This window comes from Robertmurraya sp. FSL W8-0741 (assembly GCF_038004005.1).
GTDB classification, from domain to species: Bacteria; Bacillota; Bacilli; order Bacillales; family Cytobacillaceae; genus Robertmurraya; species Robertmurraya siralis.
Window position 1 is genome coordinate 895,627 of sequence record NZ_JBBOQG010000001.1, and the last position, 19,597, is coordinate 915,223.

Annotated in this window: 18 protein-coding genes; 17 read left to right on the forward strand and 1 reads right to left on the reverse strand. The window is 39.6% G+C overall.

Features of this window, described 5'->3' with window-relative positions; all coding sequences use genetic code 11:
• The first annotated feature begins 360 nt into the window (after window positions 1-360).
• The 4 genes from NST02_RS04280 (at window position 361) to NST02_RS04295 (ending at window position 5,569) form a co-directional block, all read left to right on the forward strand.
• Window positions 361-1,893: an NADH dehydrogenase subunit 5 gene (locus NST02_RS04280; RefSeq protein ID WP_340948152.1), complete on the forward strand. Its 1,533-nt coding sequence runs from the start codon at window positions 361-363 to the stop codon at window positions 1,891-1,893.
• The gene (locus tag NST02_RS04285) at window positions 1,893-4,565 is read left to right on the forward strand and encodes a DUF2309 domain-containing protein (RefSeq protein WP_340948153.1); all 2,673 of its coding nucleotides are present in this window, start codon (window positions 1,893-1,895) and stop codon (window positions 4,563-4,565) included. Before NST02_RS04280 ends, NST02_RS04285 begins: the two co-directional genes overlap by 1 nt.
• 1 nt (window position 4,566) lies before the next feature.
• Window positions 4,567-5,067 carry a carbonic anhydrase gene (locus tag NST02_RS04290; RefSeq protein WP_095314680.1) on the forward strand — a complete coding sequence of 167 codons (501 nt, stop codon included), beginning with the start codon at window positions 4,567-4,569 and terminating at the stop codon, window positions 5,065-5,067.
• 133 nt (window positions 5,068-5,200) lie between these two features.
• Window positions 5,201-5,569 (forward strand): DUF2294 domain-containing protein, encoded by a 369-nt coding sequence (locus NST02_RS04295; protein ID WP_095314681.1) that lies wholly within the window; start codon window positions 5,201-5,203, stop codon window positions 5,567-5,569.
• Between the two features lie 236 nt (window positions 5,570-5,805).
• On the opposite strand, the gene NST02_RS04300 is transcribed toward NST02_RS04295, so the two are convergent.
• A complete protein-coding gene (locus NST02_RS04300; protein WP_095314682.1) occupies window positions 5,806-6,030 on the reverse strand; it encodes a hypothetical protein in 225 nt (74 codons plus the stop codon).
• 495 nt (window positions 6,031-6,525) lie between these two features.
• Between NST02_RS04300 and cpaB the strand changes: the two genes are divergently transcribed.
• The 13 genes from cpaB (at window position 6,526) to NST02_RS04365 (ending at window position 19,361) form a co-directional block, all read left to right on the forward strand.
• Window positions 6,526-7,329 (forward strand): Flp pilus assembly protein CpaB, encoded by an 804-nt coding sequence (gene cpaB / locus NST02_RS04305; RefSeq protein WP_137744509.1) that lies wholly within the window; start codon window positions 6,526-6,528, stop codon window positions 7,327-7,329.
• Between the two features lie 323 nt (window positions 7,330-7,652).
• The gene (locus NST02_RS04310; protein WP_095314683.1) at window positions 7,653-8,819 is read left to right on the forward strand and encodes an AAA family ATPase; all 1,167 of its coding nucleotides are present in this window, start codon (window positions 7,653-7,655) and stop codon (window positions 8,817-8,819) included.
• A 64-nt stretch (window positions 8,820-8,883) separates the two neighbouring features.
• Window positions 8,884-10,260 carry a CpaF family protein gene (locus NST02_RS04315; protein ID WP_095314684.1) on the forward strand — a complete coding sequence of 459 codons (1,377 nt, stop codon included), beginning with the start codon at window positions 8,884-8,886 and terminating at the stop codon, window positions 10,258-10,260.
• Window positions 10,238-11,164 (forward strand): type II secretion system F family protein, encoded by a 927-nt coding sequence (locus NST02_RS04320; RefSeq protein ID WP_137744508.1) that lies wholly within the window; start codon window positions 10,238-10,240, stop codon window positions 11,162-11,164. Before NST02_RS04315 ends, NST02_RS04320 begins: the two co-directional genes overlap by 23 nt.
• A 4-nt stretch (window positions 11,165-11,168) precedes the next feature.
• Window positions 11,169-12,104 (forward strand): type II secretion system F family protein, encoded by a 936-nt coding sequence (locus tag NST02_RS04325; RefSeq protein WP_095314686.1) that lies wholly within the window; start codon window positions 11,169-11,171, stop codon window positions 12,102-12,104.
• A 54-nt stretch (window positions 12,105-12,158) separates the two neighbouring features.
• A complete protein-coding gene (locus NST02_RS04330; protein WP_137744507.1) occupies window positions 12,159-12,362 on the forward strand; it encodes a hypothetical protein in 204 nt (67 codons plus the stop codon).
• A gap of 54 nt (window positions 12,363-12,416) precedes the next feature.
• Entirely contained in the window at window positions 12,417-13,853 is a 1,437-nt protein-coding gene (locus NST02_RS04335) for a vWA domain-containing protein (protein WP_137744506.1), read from the forward strand.
• Between the two features lie 51 nt (window positions 13,854-13,904).
• The gene (locus tag NST02_RS04340; RefSeq protein ID WP_095314689.1) at window positions 13,905-14,297 is read left to right on the forward strand and encodes a TadE/TadG family type IV pilus assembly protein; all 393 of its coding nucleotides are present in this window, start codon (window positions 13,905-13,907) and stop codon (window positions 14,295-14,297) included.
• Entirely contained in the window at window positions 14,294-14,947 is a 654-nt protein-coding gene (locus NST02_RS04345) for a hypothetical protein (RefSeq protein WP_340948157.1), read from the forward strand. The genes NST02_RS04340 and NST02_RS04345 overlap by 4 nt, the downstream gene beginning before the upstream one ends.
• Window positions 14,948-14,989: 42 nt before the next feature.
• Window positions 14,990-16,300: a hypothetical protein gene (locus tag NST02_RS04350; protein WP_340948158.1), complete on the forward strand. Its 1,311-nt coding sequence runs from the start codon at window positions 14,990-14,992 to the stop codon at window positions 16,298-16,300.
• Window positions 16,301-16,438: 138 nt separating this feature from the next.
• Window positions 16,439-17,224 carry a hypothetical protein gene (locus tag NST02_RS04355; RefSeq protein WP_150914906.1) on the forward strand — a complete coding sequence of 262 codons (786 nt, stop codon included), beginning with the start codon at window positions 16,439-16,441 and terminating at the stop codon, window positions 17,222-17,224.
• 11 nt (window positions 17,225-17,235) lie between these two features.
• Window positions 17,236-17,961 (forward strand): hypothetical protein, encoded by a 726-nt coding sequence (locus NST02_RS04360; protein WP_137744502.1) that lies wholly within the window; start codon window positions 17,236-17,238, stop codon window positions 17,959-17,961.
• Window positions 17,962-18,167: 206 nt separating this feature from the next.
• Window positions 18,168-19,361: a PDZ domain-containing protein gene (locus NST02_RS04365; RefSeq protein WP_150914907.1), complete on the forward strand. Its 1,194-nt coding sequence runs from the start codon at window positions 18,168-18,170 to the stop codon at window positions 19,359-19,361.
• Window positions 19,362-19,597 lie beyond the last annotated feature (236 nt).

A 19,597-nucleotide genomic window follows, 5' to 3' on the forward strand; every position in this document is an offset into this window, starting at 1 on the left:
TTTATCGTGTTGGGCGCTTTAGCATTCTTTTAATAGTTTATATTGATTTGAATGAAAAAGAACTCCAATATAAAAAAAGAGGGGTAACGTGAATCGAGAAGTAAAATAAAATGATACTGTTTGTTAACATGGAAGTTACGATAAAAGTTGATAACGAGGTAGCACTTCAAAAAACTTTATTAAAGTTAGTTAGAGTGAAGCCGACAATTTTCAGAATTCAATGGTCTAAAAAGATTATTGAATTCTGAAGTTGTCGGTTTTTTTTATTGTTTTTAGAATTTGTTTAGTGAGCCTCATTCTTTTTTGTTTTGCGCTATTATTCATAAATGTGAATTGTCAGTTGAAAAGGGAGAAATCAAAATGTTTGTTTCACTTACTATGTCTTCATTGATGATCATTTTTTTAATCATGTTGATTATTTCGGGGCTTAGTGGACTAGTGTTTTTACATCCACGGGTACCTATAAGCTTTGTTCGTGTTCACATTTGGATCGTGGCTTTGCCGCCTTTAATTTCCGTGTTGGCACTTACAAACACAAGTGCCAATGGTCAAATCGGGCCATGGTACACAGATTCCTTAGCATGGTTAATGGTTTTTTTCGTGCTTGCAATTGGTTTTATCATTCAACGTTTCTCTGTTCGTTATTTACTAGGGGATCGTGCTTATCGTAAATATTTTACCCTTTTTACCTTGACTACAGGTGCTGCTTCCATGGCCTGGTTGAGTGCTGATCTCCGTTTAATGGTTTTATTTTGGGGTGCAACTCTTACAGGTTTAACTCTCCTTATAAGATTAAACCATGAATGGAAAGTAGTGAGTGAAGCAGCAAAGGTTTCTGGGCGCTTATTTCTACTAAGCTGGCTTTCTTTAGTATTGGCAATGGTTTGGCTCTTTCAAGCTAGCGGGCAATGGCAGCTGTCATCGGCGCTTTCAATTGAAAATTTAGTTTTGCTCGGGAACTGGGAGAGAGCAGGGATTAATTTATTGATTGTGTTAGCCGTGATTATTCCAGCAGCGCAGTGGCCTTTCCACAGGTGGTTAATTGAGTCTGTTGTAGCACCGACACCTGTTTCGGCGATAATGCATGCTGGTTTAGTAAATGCAGGCGGAATTATGCTTACTAGATTTTCACCTCTTTTTAATGGAGACATTGCCTCGATTACATTACTTATACTTGCAGGTATTTCTGTTTTGATTGGCTCTGGAATTAGTTTAGTTCAGGTGGACTATAAGCGTCAGTTAGTAGGATCTACAATTGGACAAATGGGATTTATGCTCATCCAATGCGCTTTAGGGGCATATATAGCAGCCATTATCCACCTTATTTTACATGGTTTGTTTAAAGCAACGCTATTTTTACAATCCGGTTCAGCAGTGCGCCGTTTTGAGGTATCGAATCGAATTAATGAAAGAGCCTCCTATTTATGGATTCTCGCTGGCCGAGCATTAGGAATTGTTGCCGGGGTAGCTTTTTGGCTGATGGCTCCAGGAGAAGGATATCAATTGATTAGCGCTTTAATTATAGGATGGTCATTGTCTGTTTCTTGGACACAGCTTGTCGCTTTTGGGGAAGGAAGGATTGGCCGTAGTGCTGGTTTCTTATTTCTTGGAGGCGCTGCACTTGTGTATGTTATGATCCATCATCTTTTTTATGAGTTGCTGCAAACAACCGCGTTTCAGAGTGTCCAACCCCCAATGGCAGTTGTCATCATTGTCGCTTGCCTTTTACTGTTTGGTAGTGCTATAGGTGCATGGATTGCCCGTAATCAATCTTCTGTTTTCTTTGCCGTGCTCTATCTTTGGTTAGTTAAATTGGGTGAGGCAAACGCGAAATCTGTAGACAGTCATCCTAGCTACCTTGAACAATATTTACAAAAAGGAGGTAATCAGTGATGAGTGGGACATCTGTATTAATGAAGGAATCCTCGAAAACAAAGGATTCACAAAGCGATTTTCAAGAAATGAGTGCGATAATTGCTGCGGCAAGTCAGGTAATCGCTCCACTCTGGCCGATTTCAACCTTTGCAGCACGCAGTCCGTGGCTAGGTTTGGAAAAACAATCCTTTGCCGGGGTGGCGAGTTGGCTAAAAGAAACCCGTGACGTTGATATATATCCTAGTGCATTAATGATTCTTGCGGCAAAACGCAAAGGGGAAATTGATGAGAAATTTGTGCAAAGGGCTTTACAGCATTGGCTTGATTCAAATTCCTTTCCTATTCCACGGGATGAGGCAGAGCGATTTTGTCAGGCTGCGCTTAAATTGGAGCCACTGCCAACCGAGCTCTTGTCATCTTCTAAACTCAAGCAATCGGTCGCCCATCTGAGCGAATTAAATAGCGGTTCTGGTGGGAAATTTACCATGCGACCATTGAGCTCATCTATAGAGAATCAAAGTCGTGAAAGGTTAATTAACATTCTCGATCACCATATCATCAAGTGGTGCAAATTATATTTGGATGATTCTCAAGCTGGATGGACAATGCCAAATCGTGAAAAAGGGTTTTATCGTGCATGGCAGCGCCTGATCCAATACGATCCGGCACTTAGTAAAAACCAGCGTCAAAGTCTCAAGGGGTGGCCAGAAAAGCCACAAACTGCGCTAAAGGCAGCGCTGCTTGCATTAGAAATCTCAGAGTCAGAGATCCAACCTTATCTTGAGGGACATTTACTTTCCCTTCCTGGATGGGCAGGAATGATGCTTTGGCGCTCACAACAATCAAGTGCAGAACAGGAGTTGTTAACAGAGTATTTGGCAGTGCGAATTTCGATGGAATGGGCGCTTATCCATCCTTACATGCCTTTGACAAATGAACGAGTTGCATATAAGGCTTCCATTGCTTCACTGTTAGCATCATGGCTTCATTGGGGAGAGCTTCCAATGGAGGAATGGTTACAGATGTCTGATGCACAACAACAAGCATATTTATCGTTTGCATCCATTTTTGATGATCAACTTCGCAGGAAAATTTGGTTAGAAGCGTGGGAGCAAACACATGAAGAGAGATTAAGGCAGAAGATGATCTCTAGTCAATATAAGACCGGCCATAAAAAAACACCTTTGGCTCAATTGGCGTTTTGCATTGATGCCCGTTCGGAACCTTTTCGTCGCCAGCTCGAAAAAGAGGGTCCGTTTGAAACGATTGGAATTGCTGGTTTTTTCGGCTTACCGATTGCAACCAGTGGGCTTGGGCATACTCACAGTCATCCTTCCTTGCCGATTATGCTGAAGCCTCAGCATAAAATAAGGGAGCTGGCAGAAGAGCATGAGCTCCAATTATATCAACACCGAAAGCAGGCAGTTCATTCTTTAAGCTATACTTTTAAAACGATGAAGCAAAATGTCCTGGCGAGTCTGCTCTTACCCGAACTGAGTGGACCTTGGCTTAGCCTGCAAATGGCAGCGCGGAGCTTTGTCCCTAGGAGGGCAGGACGCTTCTTACGTAATCTGCGTGAGGGATGGCTCCGTAAGCCGAATACAGAGCTTTCGCTTCATCATGATGATAAGAGGGAAGTTGGGTTGCCTGTTGGATTTGCGGATCAGGAAAAAGTGAACTATGCACGCCAAACTTTAAAAATGATGGGTTTAACAAAAAATTTCGCACCATTAGTTGTCATATGTGGACATAGTAGTCAAAGTACCAATAATCCTTATGCGGCTGCCCTCGATTGTGGCGCTTGTGGTGGTGCTGCAGGTGGTTTTAATGCAAGGGTCTTTGCTGCTTTATGCAATCTTCCTGAAGTAAGAGAAAATCTTACTTATGAAGGAATAGAAATACCTGATGACACTGTTTTCGTTGCCGCTGAGCATAGGACGACGGTCGATGATTTAGAGTGGATTTATGTTCCCAAGCTTACCGAAGCTGCACAAGAAGCGTTTGCGCGCATTGAGGCTATTATGCCTGACGTCAGTCATAAGGCAAATGCAGCGCGACTTGCCCAATTGCCCCAACTCCAATCGCAGCTTAAAAAACCGAGCGCTGAGGCGAAACGATTTGCCGAAGATTGGAGTGAAATCCGGCCTGAGTGGGGCTTAGCGCGCAATGCCGCTTTTATCATTGGAAAGCGTGAACTGACTGAAGGTTGTGACTTGGAAGGGAGAGCATTCCTCCATAATTATGATTGGCAAGAGGATGCAGACGGTGCTCTACTAGCTAGCATTATTGCGGGGCCTGGAACAGTGGCTCAATGGATTAATCTGCAATACTACGCTTCGACGGTCGCACCTCATTATTATGGCAGTGGAAGCAAAGCCACCCAAACGGTGACAGCAGGCCTTGGTGTCATGCAGGGAAACGCGAGTGATTTGTTGACTGGCCTCCCTTGGCAATCAGTTATGGCGACAGATTTTGAGGCTTATCACTCTCCGCTTCGGCTATTGATTGTCATACAAGCACCGAGTGAACATATTGAACGGTTATTAAAAACCGATTCAACATTTCGACAAAAAGTAAGGAACGGATGGGTTCGGCTTGCCAGTGTTGAGCGAGAGGGGCATTGGCGAAACTGGCAGCCATACACAATTAACGAACTGTTAAATGAGCCATATAAGGAAAGGAGCGAATGATGTGAATTTAGAACAAGCTCAAAAAGCGTTATTTCTGACGGATATTGAATGTGACTGGCACTCTCTTTTACAGGAAATAACGAATATTTTGCCGGAAAACATGCTGACGATTCAATGCTATGGTCCGGTCATCTCAAATCCTTATGGAGATATAATGAGGTCGATTATCATCGCGATATATCAGGAAAAGGTTGAGGAGATTTATGTCGTAGGAACGAAAAATAGTGAAGCTTTGTCCGCCAATGTCCTTATCGAGCTTGATTCAATGAAAGAGAAAATACGAACTTTGGATTACCTTTTCCAACATAGCAGACCGGAATTTTTAAGGGGAACGGTCCATGAATGGTTAAACGAAAATAGTCACGATCGGATTGAAAAATGTGTGAATATCATTTATCATCATCCGTTAGTGCCGCAAAATGTTAAAGTTCGGGGTTTAATTATTGATCATGAGGATGGGAAACCCTCAATTGTGGAAGTCTCGCCTCAGGTAACAGTGTGAATTTGCAGTGAAAAGTGGAAATGCTAAAATGGGATGGTTCATGCAGAAGCTACTGACTGTGACAAGTTCATATACCGTTGCGAAGAGTGTTTAACTGAAATTATTTTTTCACTTTATAGGAGATGTTTTGAATATGAAGAAGACGAAAGGTTCTTATGAATCCGAGATAAGCAAGGCTATTACTCAATGGGAGAAGGACTTTCTTGGACGCGGCTCTCTATCTGTGAAAACAGATATATTACGCGATATGATTATTGTCAATTTGCAGGGTGTGTTAACACCAGCAGAATATACCGTTTGCGAAACAAAAGAAGGATTATTAACAATCAAGAAGACTCGTTCAGAACTAGTTGAATCTGGTGCTGAAGATCTTAAGAACATAATCTTAACGATAACTGGGGAAAAAGTGAAAAGCTTTCATACAGATATAAGCTCTCGTACCGGTGAAAGAGTAATGGTATTTAAATTATACAATGATCTTGAGAAAAGTTTATTTATGTGAATCGATTTTACAATGTAAAACTTGAGCAATTATGAAATTGACTAATGTAAAAGTTTTTAAATGTTACAGCACTATTATAACAATGAACAAAATTTGTTTAGACCATAGACATACTCGATTTCATCGAATTTGTTTATGGTCTTTTTCTTTTAGGCTTTGATGAATTTTTGGCTCATTTTCTTCTATCGTTTCATCAAAAAGCCTTGGTTTAAATTATTTATTTACTTTCAGCGTCATCAACTTAAGGTGATTGCCAATAGGACTTGGCGCTCTTTTTTGGATAATGCTCGGAACGGACTGATTGTAACCGTTGCGCAAGTAGCAGTCAGATGAATGGTCACAGATGCGAAAAGCACCGATTGCTTCTCGGAAAAAGCAGTGGAAATCATTAAATATACCTCATGGTTGTGAGAGTTTGTGCGGGACTTTTGACCATAATGACGAGATTTATAGAGACCCATCCCACCTCCCTCCAAGCACTTATGTGAATCTACTTCCATACCCTATTAATTTCTTCTCAGCAACTTTCCAAAAATTTTAAAAAATATAGCAAAATAACACCTAATCCCATCCATATATATCCATAGTTTTCAAGGATATGGAAAATATATATAGTATTACGGAATAATTTAGAAAAATCGTATAAAAGAACTAAAAATTTTAACATTTGTAATAAAACATAAAAAGAATTACCAAATGTCTAGTTGTAATTAAAAACAACCTATACTTTTTTCCTAAAAATCGATCCTCCTTTATGCCTTTTAGAAATTTTGAATTCGAAATTTCCGTAGGACTATTTTATCTGTAGACTTCTTTAGGATGCTGAAGAAAGTTTGACGGAAATGTGAACGGATGGTAGTAAATATATAGGCAATAAGGAAATATTTCGGAAAAAATTCAAGTGAAAAGTATCACTATACATCAGTTTATTCAAAAACTTAGGAGAGAGGTATTGGATGTTAGAGTCAAAAAGAAGAGCTATCATATTCATTTCGATTTCATTAATACTTGCAGCGATAGCTGGATTTATGTTTTTACAAAAAGTAAATGAATTGAATGCCAACTTAGGTGGAACCACAAAGGTGTTTGTTGCTAAAAGTGATATCAATTCAAGAACAATTATTACGCCTGAGATGGTGGAAACGATTGACCTTCCTAATAAGTTTGTTACAGATACCCATGTTACAGACCCGAGGGAGATAACGAATAAAGTAGCGATAGTGCCGCTATTTGAAGGAGATATGATTACAACCAATCTATTAAAGCCGTTTTCGGAGGTTGGGGATCCAAATCATCGGTTGGTCGCACTTTTTGCAAATGAAAGAGTCTCTTTTGATCAGGAACTAGAAGATCTTGATCGGGTTGATATTATTGTTTCTCAACAATTCGATGGTCAGCCAAAAACAGAAATTTATATGACCGATGTACATGTATTTCGAGTGGATAAAACAAAATCTGAGTTTAGAGGGGTAGCTTTAGAGGTTTCGAAGGAAGACGCTCCTAAATTAATACATATGCAAAATTACGCAGATAGTATAAGAGTTTTAAAGGCGAATGTGGGACAGGAAGATAAAGTTGAAGAAGTAAGTGGAGAGACTGCCGAAAAGCAGGCAGAAACGAATGAACAGCCTGCACAGGAGCAGGGAGAAACAAGTGAACAGACGAATGCAGGGAAGAAGCCTGCTGCGGAAAACAAGGTAGATAAAAAAGCAGGAAAAGAAGCCCCGCAGAAGAGTGAAAATGGAAAAACAGAAGAGTAAAGATTAATTGAGTGGATTTTAGCATGTCTTAGTTAAAGTATGAAATCGTCATGATTAAACCTTAAAAATATTTTGTCATGATCCTTTGCTTATGAAAATAAAATACAAATGTTCGTTTTTTTTACTTACTGGGCTTTGTTAAAAAATCGTGTTGAGAATTTGATGCTCCTGATGATTCTATCAAATGAGGAGTGGGCGCTCCTTATCCTAGGGTTTTATTGCTTTGTAGCGATGCATAACGAAAGGGTAAAAGTGAGATCAACAAGATGATAGAGCAAATGCCACTAGAAAAGAAAATAGATTAAATGTTGGAGGTACTGGATATGGGTACGGAAAGCAGTATTCTGCTTGTTAGCGATGATAAACAAATAAGTGAGCAGATTATTCAACAAGCATTACAAATGTATCCTAATTTAACTCAGGCTGCTCCTTCTGAGGTGAGGAAGGAAATCGATCGTTTATCTCCGGATGTCGTTTTATTAGTTAATCCAGACGATGAGTCAGGGATTGAACTAGTTCAATATATACATGGTGAGTATCCAAATATCATTATCGTTTTTATTGCAAAAGAGCAGGATTTTCTTTTGCTTCGAGATGCGTCGAGAGCGGGAGCAACAGATTTCTTTATTCTCCCCGATGAGATGGGCCAATTTAGTGACAGGATCGAAAGGATTCTTCTGATTGCAAAAGAGCAAAGTGCCACGATTGAAGGGAACTTAGTACCGCATCAAGGAGGTCTTCGGAGGGGAAGAGGCCAGATTTTTTCCTTTTACAGTGGAAAAGGTGGCAGTGGTTCAACGCTGATTTCCAGCACCTTTGCCCAAACGCTTAAATTAGAATCAACATCACAAGTTTTATATATTGATATGAACCTACAATTTGGCGGGGCTGAAATGTATCTCGGGCTTGAAAGCAATCGGTCTCTTGCCGATTTAAAACCAGTAATCAATGAGCTAAATGAAAACCATATTCGCAATGTCAGTGAAAAAGAGCCCCATTCGAAAATGGAAATATTACTAAGTCCAAGAGATGCTGAAGTGGCTGAAGGGTTAAACGATGATTTTTTTACAAAGTTGTTGAGAGCATGCAGAAGAAGCTATGACTTCGTTATCGTCGATCTCCCTTCGAATATGAACACAAATACATATGTAGCGTTAGAAGAGGCAGATAAAATTTTCTATGTTATGAACCTCGATACACCTTCCTTTAAAGTGTTTAAGCATGTGGAGGATCTATTCAATCGATTAGGAATGGATACGGATGGACGGCTGCAAATTGTCGTCAATGAGAAGGGGAGAGAAAACGAGCTTACTCCCAGTGATTTAAAAAATTTCATAGGAATTCCAGTTATTGCGGAAATAAGAAGGGATATTAAAGGGGTCCAGTCCTTTATCAACAAAGGAGAACCGTTAAGAAAGGTGCCAAAAGAGAAAAAGCTAATCCCGCTCGCAAAGGATATTCGCAAGTGGACACTGACGATTCTTAAATAAACAGGTTTTTCCGAGATGATTGCATGTAGGTTGCGATAAGAGCGAGAAAGGAGGAGGCCCTCTTATGTCATTATTTAACCGTTCAGAGAAAAAAATAGAGAATGCAAGTAAAGAAGGTCCAGTTCATTATTCTTCTTACGATAGTCATTATGTTGATGAACTGCTTGAACATTATAAAACAAGATTGCTCCGTGAAACGAATCTTGAACAGCTGACAAGTTTGACGCAAGGAGAAATGAGACTTGCGATCGAACGAATGATCAGCCAATTTATGTCAGAGGAAAAAGTGATTATTTCCAGGCGTGATAAGGAGATTCTCCTAACCCGACTAATTGATGAATCTGTTGGATTAGGCCCATTAGAACCGTTGCTTCAGGATGATGAAATTACCGAGATTCTCATTAATGGTCATAGCCAAGTATACATTGAGAAAAAAGGGCAGCTGCAGTTAACGGGAATTCAATTTCGCGATGAAGCTCATGTTAGACATATTATTGATCGGGTCGTAGCCCCGTTGGGGAGGCGCGTCGATGAAAGTTCGCCGATGGTGGATGCAAGACTTCCTGATGGGAGCCGTGTCAATGCGGTTATTCCACCTGTCAGTTTGAATGGAACGCTGATTTCAATACGGAAATTTAGAGCAGACCCTTATCAAATGAGTGATCTTCTTGACTTTGGTTCATTAAATGAAGCGATGGCACAATTTATTCAAGCAGCCGTTTTTGCCAAAATGAGCGTCCTTATTTCTGGGGGAACAGGAAGTGGGAAAACGACGTTATTAAATGCGTTAGCAAGGGCAATTCCAAGCGGAGAACGGGTTATTACAATCGAGGACTCAGCAGAGCTAAAGCTTGGTCGACCAAATGTGGTTGGCATGGAAGCAAGACCGCCGAATGTAGAGGGAACTGGTGAAATCACAATCAGACAATTGGTTCGAAACGCCCTCAGAATGCGGCCCGATCGAATTATTGTTGGAGAGGTGCGCGGTGCAGAGGCATTTGACATGCTGCAGGCGATGAATACTGGACATGAAGGCTCTCTTACGACGGTCCATGCCAATTCTCCACTCGATGCATTGAAACGTGTAGAAGGGATGGTTGTGATGGCAGGGATGGATTTGCCTTCAAAGGTTATTCGTGAATACATTGTAGGGGCGCTAGATTTAATTATACAAGGAACACGTTTGCCTGATGGACAGAGAAAGCTTATATCGATTTCAGAAGTTGTCAAGAGACCGAATGGAGAGGCGGAAATCCAAGAAATATTCCGCTTTAAACGTACGGGAATAGATTCAGATGGAAAAGTGCTAGGTTACTTTACGCCAACAGGAATCGTTCCTCACTGTTTAGAGCGATTACAAGTGTTTGGAGCGGCCATTGATGAATCCATTTTCCAAGCAGAGGAAGAGGTGAAGAATAGTGATTATATCTATTCTTTATAGTTTAGCTGTTTTATTTGCGTTATGGAGCGCCTACAATCTCTTAGGTTATCGTGCTTCTAAAAAAGAATGGGGAAACAGAGTAAGCAAGTGGTTTGGCAGTAGGAATACGAGAAAAAGTTTTATTTTGATTCTGGGTGATAAATTCGATGAAACCAAGTATGGGAAGAAAACAAATCTTCAGTTAAAACGGGCTAATATCCAATTGATGCCGTCAGAATTTTATGGAATTTTACTTTTAGGTGTCAGCGTAACAGCCTTATTGCTCAACAGTTTCTTCTCCATCAAATTTCCTATTAATCTTATTATTTCAATCGTTCTAATGGAAATGGTAAGACGGGGCTTATTTTTGATTCGAAAAAATAAATTCCAAGAGAGAATGAATGATCAATTGCCGGAAATTTGTCGAATTCTTGCCAATTCTACTCGATCCGGAATGACGTTAACACAAGGCATCGGGATTTGCGCCCAAGAATTAAATGAACCAGCAAAAGACGAATTCCGAAGATTATACGGAGAACTTCAACTCGGTGTTGATTTTAATCGGGCGTTAAAAAATTTGGAAAGGAGAATTCCATCCAGAGAGTTTAAATTATTTATTGCCTCGCTCTTGATTCAAAAGCATGCGGGTGGAAATATGCATGCGGTTCTAGATGAAATGGGGCAAACATTGGAAGAAAGAAAACTGCTTTTGCAAGAGATCAAAACGATGACTGCTGAGCAGCGATATATCGCTTATATCGTACCTGTGCTACCAATATTTTTATTGCTCATTATGAATAATTTAGTAGACGGATTTTTAGATCCGCTGTTTTCAGGAATTGGCATTATTCTTCTCGGCTTATTTGTGATAGGGACGTTATTATCTTTCTTCTTAGTAAAGAAAGTAACGGATATAAGGGTGTAATGATATGGATGGAATGATTTTAATAAGTGTGGTCATTAGTTTTTTTCTACTGGCAACCGGCCTCAAGTATTTCTATGATTACTTGACTGAAAAACAAGAATTAAAACAGCATGTTCATGAAAATGTGATGGTCAATCGCTTTGACATGAAGAGCGGGAAAACGAGAAAAGAAAAAATTTTAGAAAAGACCTTTTATTATGCCGATGATTTTTCTGCGCTAGGAAATAGAATCAACTTTTTCAGTGAATCTCATGAAGTAGAAAGATGGTTAATACAAGCAGGGTATCCATACGCTTTAACGGTTGAACGTTTTCAAGGATTAAAAATATTTATGATGCTTGTAGGCTTTGTAATGGGAGTATTGTTAATGATTATCGGCTTCCCATTCGCGCAATTTTTAATTCTTTTCTTGCCTTTGATTGGCTATTTTGCAACGATTTTTTGGCTGAAGGGAAAAGCGACAAAAAGGCAGGATGAGCTTGGTTTCTCTTTACCGGACTTCCTTGATACGGTCAGCGTCACGCTTCAAGCCGGACTTGGCTTGGATCAAGCATTAAGGGAAATTGTTCCATATTTTCAAGGACCAATAGGTGAAGAATTTTCAAGGTTTAATCAGGAAATCGATCTTGGAGTACCAAGGGAGCAAGCGTATAGGAGGATGCTGGAGCGAAATGATAATCTCGCTTTTCAGTCATTAATTAAATCATTAATTCAAGGCTCCAAGCTGGGAGTCCCGGTCGCAACAACATTCAAAATACAAGCAAACGAGATGCGGCAAATGAAGAAAGAGAAGATTAAGGAAATGGCGGCAAAGGCCTCTCCGAAAATCACCATGATTACATCATTTATTGTCATGCCGACGGTAATGATTTTGATCGGAGGCCTGCTTATTTTAAATATGTTCACCGGTGATGACAGTTTACTAAACATGTTTAAGTAAAAATTAGCAGAATAACAGAGTAAGAGAATTCACTTGAAAGGAGGTGAAAGGCAAATGTTCAAAAAGAAATGTATTGAAATGTATGTGAAGTGCAAAGGGCTTCTTCAAAATGAAAGAGGTGCACAAACACTTGAGTGGGTTGCAGTTGCTGCAGTTGTTGTCACAATTGCTGCATTACTGGGGGCTGCATTTAAAGATGGCGATGGTCTAAAGGGTCTTGTTGATAAAATTATTGAGAAGGTCCAGAACAGCCTGTAAAGATGTACTTGAAGTACATATTATTTAGTAGACACCTAAGGTGGTGGTAATTGAATGGTTCAATTGCCACTATCATTTTTTGAGGAGTGTACATTTTTTATGCAAATAAAAAGCTATGTATTAGCCATTATTCTTCTTTTGGGAATCAGTGTTCTAGCTGCTTGCAGTGAGAAAAAAGAATCAGATGCACCGGAGAATGGTGATGAAGTGCAACAAGAAAAAACGGAAGGGCAAGCTGTTAGTATACAGGAACTTATTGCTGAACTTCCTGAACCATCCACAACTGCCGAGGAATATATCAACGCTGAACCAGGGCTGTATGCTGGAAAACTATATGCTGATTTGCCAACGGAAGAACAAGAGGAAGTTGTTAGTTTATTTAGGGAGCTACCTAAAATTGGTGAAGAACCAACAGAGGAAGAAATTGAATTATATTGGCGCAAAACGCTTTCCCTTCTTCATGAGGACTACCCTAATCCTGCCGATGCCCTTGATGAAGTAAAGATTGAATCGTTCGGAAATCCAGAGCTCGAAGATGAGCGTTTTCATTTTAAAGAGCAACTGAATGTACAAATCATTCTTGATGCAAGTGGCAGTATGGGGAATGAAATGGATGGGAAAACAATGATGGATATCGCTAAAGACTCCATTACAGAATTTGCTTCTTCGCTACCTGAAGGAGCAAACATCGCACTCCGCGTTTACGGACATAAGGGAACAGAGAAAGAGAAGGATAAAGAGCTTTCCTGCAGCAGCAATGAACTTATATATGATATGCAAGCATATGAGCAAAACGCTCTTCAACAAGCATTGAGCGGGGTTAATCCTGCCGGTTGGACACCGTTGGCAGATGCGATTGAGCAAGCAAAAAATGATTTATCTCAGTATAACAGTGAAAGCAATACAAATATTATTTATTTGGTTAGCGACGGGATCGAAACCTGTAATGGGGATCCAATCGCTAAAGCAAAAGAGCTTGCGGAATCAAATATTCAGCCTATTGTTAACGTCATCGGATTTGATGTCGATTCAAAAGGACAGCAGCAACTAAAGGAAGTGGCTGAAGCAGCTAAGGGAATTTACGAGAATGCAAGAAATGCGGAAGAGTTAAAACAACAGCTCCAAAAGGCGAAGGACATCGCTGACAAGTGGAAAGAATGGAAGGAAAAATCCATCAATACAGCCAATTCGAACAAATTAGATCAATTTTTAAAGAATATCCCAGCCTACCATATTGAATGGATGGAAGCGAACCGTCGTGAAAACTTAAATTTTTCAAAGCCATTAATTAAATTGCGGGATGAAGGCCATATAAGCAGAGATGCATATCAGCAGTTGATTGAAAAAGTAGATCAAAGATTTAGTACAGGAATAGAAATCGGTGATCAAATACGTGAGGATTTACGTGCATTAGCTGAGAAAAATTTCGAGGATGCAGAAAAAGAGATTAATGAAATATATAGAAACAATGTAGAAAATACTGATCAATAGGTTTGTACTTTGTCAAAGAATGAAAAGGCGTTGATATTAAGGGGTGGAAGAATGCTCCAGTTAAGAAAGAAAATTCAGGAGGAAAAAGGGTCTGCCACATTAGAGTTTATTATGGTGATGCCCTATTACCTTTTCTTTATGCTATTACTTTGGCAGGCTGTTGCTTCAGGCATTACGATTATGCAAGCTCAATCAGCTGTAAATGAAGCAGCGAAAATATACGCTGTAACCAAAAATGAATTCGAAGCAAAAGAGGTGGCGGAGAATATAATTGGTCACAGTGATATTATGACATTTGAACAGTTTCATGTTCCCCCACATTCAGGTAAAGAGTTTACCGCAGAAGTAAAATTGAAACATGGACTTGTTTTTGTACCAAAAGAGTGGAGAAATGTTGCGTCCGTGGAACTGACTCACTCTGCTTCAGGAAGGGTAATTGAATGAAGAAATACTTGGACAATGAACGGGGCAGTGGCGTTATTTTAACGATATTCAGTTTTGCGATTGTGGGGATCATGTTAATTCTAGTGCTTAATATTGCCATGGTTTTTACAAAGAAAGAACAGGCGTCGATTGCCGCAGAGCATGCCAGTATAGCAGCAACGAGCGTTGTGTATGAAAAAATTGATAGCGTTGTGAAACATCATGTGAAAAAAGTGCTGATTGGCATTGATGAAGATGGTGTTGAAATTTTCAAATACGAGCCGCTCATTGATAAGGTGCGTGACAAAGAGTCTGCGATTAAAGCCTCCAATCCATGGCTTTCAAATAATGAGGCTTATATTAAAGCGGTCAATGATGTCTTAAGCAAGGAAATTCCAGATGATGAGGATTTGCCAGCTAAAATTTCTGCTGCAATAGATTCTGCAAAATATTCTATTCCATCCGTGATAAGAAATACGATTGCAGAGAACTCTGGTGAGGTGACCGATTTTGACTGGAACTTCTTATATGATGAAAACCGTATTGAAGTAATAGCGAAAACAAAATTTGAAGCTGTTAATCATGATGGCATTCAGTTTGGCGGAGAAAGCGATATTCCGCAGAGGGGAAAAGGTCCGGTTATTTCGTTTATTGAGGTATCTGGATGGTAAGAGTTCAATCATAGCTTTCTAAGAAAGGAGTGGATGGAGCGGATGAAAAGAAAGACAAAAGTTTGGATAAACAGAATTACTGCTGTGTTTATGGCAGTTATGGTTGTTTTTATGAGTTTCTTTCCTATTATTACATTTGCCGAAGGGAATTTTAAACCTGGAAACTTCTCTCCGGGTAACTTTACACCCGGAAATTTTACCCCTGGGAATTTTACTCCCGGTAATTTCTCGCCAGGCGAGTTTACCCCAGGTGATTTTCAACCAGGAGAATTTAGCCCAGGAGAATTTGCTCCGGGCGATTTTCAACCAGGAACCTTTAGTCCAGGTGAGTTTAATCCAGGCGATTTCGTGCCAGGTGAAGGAGCGACTCCGGGGCAATACACTCCGGGTCAAACAACGCCAGGAAATTTCACAGAGGGAACGCCTGGAACAAACCCTGACGGCCAAAACGGAAATCCCACACCATCCACAACGAATCCATCTACTATAGAAAATCCATCTTATGACACGAATGCTCCAACAACCGGTAGTGGTGAAACGGATCAGAATCAAGGGGATTCAAGCTCCGAGGGTACGAAAAAGTATCCATTTAGTGATGATCCGGCATACCAAGGGCTTAAATTTATCACGAACAGCATGATCTTTCCAGCTATAAAGGGACTCGATAAACATACTTTAATTGATATTGATTGGAATCGCTATGAGGAGAATTTAAGTAAAAGTGTAGCGAAGAGTCTCATAAAAAATCAGCTAGGAAATATGTTTGATGGGAACACATTATACGGGGGCCTTGGTAAGTTAGGATTAGATATATGGTCAGGAGTAGACAACGCTAAGCACATAAGCGGGTTTTTTAACTCTTGGACGGATATTAAATCCATTTGGAATACTGCAACAACTACAGGTGGCAGCTTTAGCGGTGCAGCTCTTGGTTCAGGTTCATTTTTCTCAAAAATAACAAAGCCTTTTGATATGGGGACAGGTATTGCAGGAAAAGCTGCCCCGTGGATGGCTGCAATTAGTACGGGTATTTCAGGAGCAGAAACGATCATGAATTTTGCCAATGGAGATACTGTAGACGGTTTTGCTAGTCTTGGCGAAACCCTCATGTCTGGGGCAGTCGTCTTATCTGCAACAGGAGTTGGAGCGCCAATTGCGGCAGGCGTTGCGATTGCTGGTGGAGTACTTTGGGCAGGAGCAAAGATTGTGAAACATAAGGATACAGTTGTTAAAGCTGTCAAAGCAGTAGGAAATGGTATTGCTAATACTGCAAAAGCAGTAGGTAATGTTGTAAAAGGCGGAGTAGATGTCGTGAAATCTGGGTTTAAGAAAATTGCAGGCTGGTTTGGGTAATAGGATGCTTACTATCTAAAAGCAGGTTTGTTATGCTTGGTTTATGAGTACAAATAGGTGGGGGATTGAGAAATCCTCCACTGAAAGAAAAATGATAAGACATTCAAAGAATAGAAGTTTTTAATGGAGGCAACAAACATGCTTAATATGGGGAATATTCCAGAACATATTCGTACATCTCTAAAAAATTTTTATAAACAAAATGAAAAGCCAGACGTCTTTCCATCAAAATTTCAAGTCAATGGTGAATATTATTATTATTTTACGTTTGCGCCTGCCAAGGAACAACTGATCATGAAAGAGGATGGTACTGTCCCGTATTTCCATGAGATAAAAAGAGAAGCTCTAATTTTTAATAACTACAATATTTCAATTGAATCTCTTATTGCTGTGGGTGGCAAGTGGGTGAAATCTGATAAAAGAAAAAATTATGAGCAATTATTAAACATATTGAAAGATCTAAAGAAAAAATTACCAACAGATTTAAATAGTTCATACAATTCATATGTAATGACAGCGGAGAGGATTTTAGAGGAGCAGTCCAATATCGAGATGACTGTGCAAAAGGCGACTGAGATTTGGGATCGAACTAATCATGAAGAGCTTGCTACAGAGCAGGATCAAATTGATATGAGACAGTGTATTGTTGATCTATCGCGAGCTGCTTATCGACAAAATGAAATTCAATTACGTACAGAAAAAGAAAGAGAGATCATTTGGAATTATGTTTCTTCGAATAAATGGTCTATTGGTTTAGGTTTATATTTAAACTTAAAAAAATATCAAAAAAACATGATGAAAAACACACCAGAAAATATTAGAGAAGCAGAAGAGACAGGAAAAATGGTACTTGGGAAAGATCTTCCTCTTGAAAAGCACGAAAATGCTGAACAAGTATGGAAACAGCTTCGAAACCCAAGGTAGGAGGATACGAAATGCTAGCATCAATTAAGGAAGCGTTAGCGATTTATAAAAGAAATTTTTGGCGCGTCCTATTAATAGGATTGACGATTATTTTACCGATTCAACTTATTTATACGATTGTCGTGAATTTTGTTTCTCTTCCGCTTGCTTTTTTTAATATCCCCCTTTGGAGTAATTTGTTTCAAGGCATTTTTATGATCATGAGTCTTTTTTTAATTTTAATCCCACTGATTAGTTTAGTAGTCCAAGAGACAAGAACGCAAAAGGTGAATACAGGAAAAATATATGTTGATATGCTGCGATATTCTTTCTTTTTATATGTAATTAGTATTCCTGTGTCTATCTTAACGACAATCGGTTTTTTTCTATTAATTATTCCTGGTCTCGTCTTGTTAATCTTTTCGATGGGAATGCCATTTGTGAAAGTGACAGAGGATGACTCTTTAAAGGGAGTTTTGAAAAAATCTATCGCGTTTGGGAAAGAGCATTTTATGAATATTTGCGGACTGCTACTTCTTTTTGCTGCGGTTGATTTTCTTGCTTCATTTTTATTAACCTATTTAGCGATTGGTTTAACGGGGCTGATGGCCATTACAAACTGGGCATTAATGGTCTTGAATATGTTTTTGCTTCCCGTCTTCGTCTTCACAGTCGCAAAGCTTTATCTTGATTGGAATGGAGAAGCAGATCTTGTCCATGAAGATGCCTATTTTCAACAGTTAAAACAATATCAATAACTTCCCTTGAAGGAACCTCCTTTAAGGGTTTTTTATTGCCTGTTTTTAATGTAGAATGCTCTCACTTTTAAAAAATCGCTGCTTTCCTCATATAACAGGTGCCTTATCTCCCTAACATTTGGTAAAATAAAAGTTGAAACTCATTTTACATTATAGTAGATGAATGGATCATTTTAATAGATTTAGAACAAAGGTAGGTGGCAGATGTGGGACTAGATTGGCTCATGGAATTTTTAAAGGGTACATTTAAACTTTTTCTCCATCCGATTTTTTATTACAGTTTCTTTTTAGCAGCCGTATTGGGTGTATCACGAGTTAAAAGAGAACGAAAAAACTTCAGTGTTAGAGCGGAGAATGCCTATTTTGAGCTGAGACAGCTCCTACCATTAGGAATCGTCATTGGACTTGGAATTTCTGTCGTCATGATTGGGGTTGGATTAGCGATTCCATTTGCAACGATTATTTTTGTGGCACTTCTTACTTTGGTATTAAGCATTGCCATGAATCCTCGACTATTATCACCTGTCTTTACGATTGGTTTTGCTTTCTTCCTCACCATTTTTGCAGGGGGAGAAAAGTGGTCAGTACCACTGTTTCAGAATGCGTTTCTCCAATTAGAGGAGAAAATTTATCCGTCTATCGCCATTCTTTTGGCGCTTCTTGTCATTGGTGAGGGCATCTTGATATTCATGAACGGCAAAAAAGGAACCTCTCCTAAGCTTACCATTAGCAAAAGAGGACAGCGTGTTGGAATACATGAAGTCAAGCGTTTGTGGATGATTCCTGTCTTTTTGATAATCCCGGGCTCATCTTTACAAGCCCAATTCGAATGGTGGCCAGTTTTTTCAATCGGATCAGAAAGCTTTTCATTGCTCCTCGTTCCATTTACAATAGGATTTCATCAACGGATCCAGGGCATTCTCCCGATAAAAGCTGTCCAAGCTGTCGGGAAAAAAGTGATAGCTTTAGGCCTTCTCTTGGTTCTCATGGCAATCGGAAGCTATTGGCTCCCAATTTTAGCGATCGTTACGGTATCGTTAGCTATCCTAGGAAGGGAATTTATTGCCTTAAGACATCGCATAACCGACGATAGTTTGCCGTTTTATTTTTCCAAACGTAACAATGGCTTGATGATATTGGGTATTCTCCCCGAATCGCCTGCAAGTAAAATGGGGCTGCAGGTCGGTGAACTTGTGCTCAAAGTGAATGGAAGTCTCGTTCACGATGAGACAGGATTCTACACGGCCTTGCAGCGAAATCGTGCCCATTGCAAACTGGAAGTACTTGATGCACAAGAGCAAATACGCTTCGTCCAACGGGCACTATACGAAGGTGACCACCACGAGCTAGGCATTCTCTTCGTCCAGGACGAGAAAAAGTGGGGAACAGAGGTAGGGTAATGTAAGTTTTTATAAACATCCGAAAATGATGGATAATTCTTTGGAATAGGATTCAAAAATTTGCCGATAGATTCACAAAACCCGGAAATATCTTTACGACCAAATGAATGAATAGAAAATATGTGAGAGATTTTAGTAGTTGGAAGTGTAGTGCAAAAGAAGTGAATAATGGAATGAATGCATGTTGACAATGTTTATCACAGAGAAGAAAAACTCTTGTAGTGATTTCTTTTTAC

Excerpts from the sequence above, each read along its gene's own strand:
- NST02_RS04280 (WP_340948152.1), top strand. The coding sequence starts at position 361 with ATGTTTGTTTCACTTACTATGTCTTCATTGATGATCATTTTTTTAATC.
- NST02_RS04285 (WP_340948153.1), top strand. The coding sequence starts at position 1,893 with ATGAGTGGGACATCTGTATTAATGAAGGAATCCTCGAAAACAAAGGAT.
- NST02_RS04295 (WP_095314681.1), top strand. The coding sequence starts at position 5,201 with ATGAAGAAGACGAAAGGTTCTTATGAATCCGAGATAAGCAAGGCTATT.
- NST02_RS04300 (WP_095314682.1), bottom strand. The coding sequence starts at position 6,030 with ATGGGTCTCTATAAATCTCGTCATTATGGTCAAAAGTCCCGCACAAAC.
- cpaB (WP_137744509.1), top strand. The coding sequence starts at position 6,526 with ATGTTAGAGTCAAAAAGAAGAGCTATCATATTCATTTCGATTTCATTA.
- NST02_RS04310 (WP_095314683.1), top strand. The coding sequence starts at position 7,653 with ATGGGTACGGAAAGCAGTATTCTGCTTGTTAGCGATGATAAACAAATA.
- NST02_RS04315 (WP_095314684.1), top strand. The coding sequence starts at position 8,884 with ATGTCATTATTTAACCGTTCAGAGAAAAAAATAGAGAATGCAAGTAAA.
- NST02_RS04325 (WP_095314686.1), top strand. The coding sequence starts at position 11,169 with ATGGATGGAATGATTTTAATAAGTGTGGTCATTAGTTTTTTTCTACTG.
- NST02_RS04330 (WP_137744507.1), top strand. The coding sequence starts at position 12,159 with ATGTTCAAAAAGAAATGTATTGAAATGTATGTGAAGTGCAAAGGGCTT.
- NST02_RS04335 (WP_137744506.1), top strand. The coding sequence starts at position 12,417 with ATGGTTCAATTGCCACTATCATTTTTTGAGGAGTGTACATTTTTTATG.
- NST02_RS04340 (WP_095314689.1), top strand. The coding sequence starts at position 13,905 with ATGCTCCAGTTAAGAAAGAAAATTCAGGAGGAAAAAGGGTCTGCCACA.
- NST02_RS04345 (WP_340948157.1), top strand. The coding sequence starts at position 14,294 with ATGAAGAAATACTTGGACAATGAACGGGGCAGTGGCGTTATTTTAACG.
- NST02_RS04350 (WP_340948158.1), top strand. The coding sequence starts at position 14,990 with ATGAAAAGAAAGACAAAAGTTTGGATAAACAGAATTACTGCTGTGTTT.
- NST02_RS04355 (WP_150914906.1), top strand. The coding sequence starts at position 16,439 with ATGCTTAATATGGGGAATATTCCAGAACATATTCGTACATCTCTAAAA.
- NST02_RS04360 (WP_137744502.1), top strand. The coding sequence starts at position 17,236 with ATGCTAGCATCAATTAAGGAAGCGTTAGCGATTTATAAAAGAAATTTT.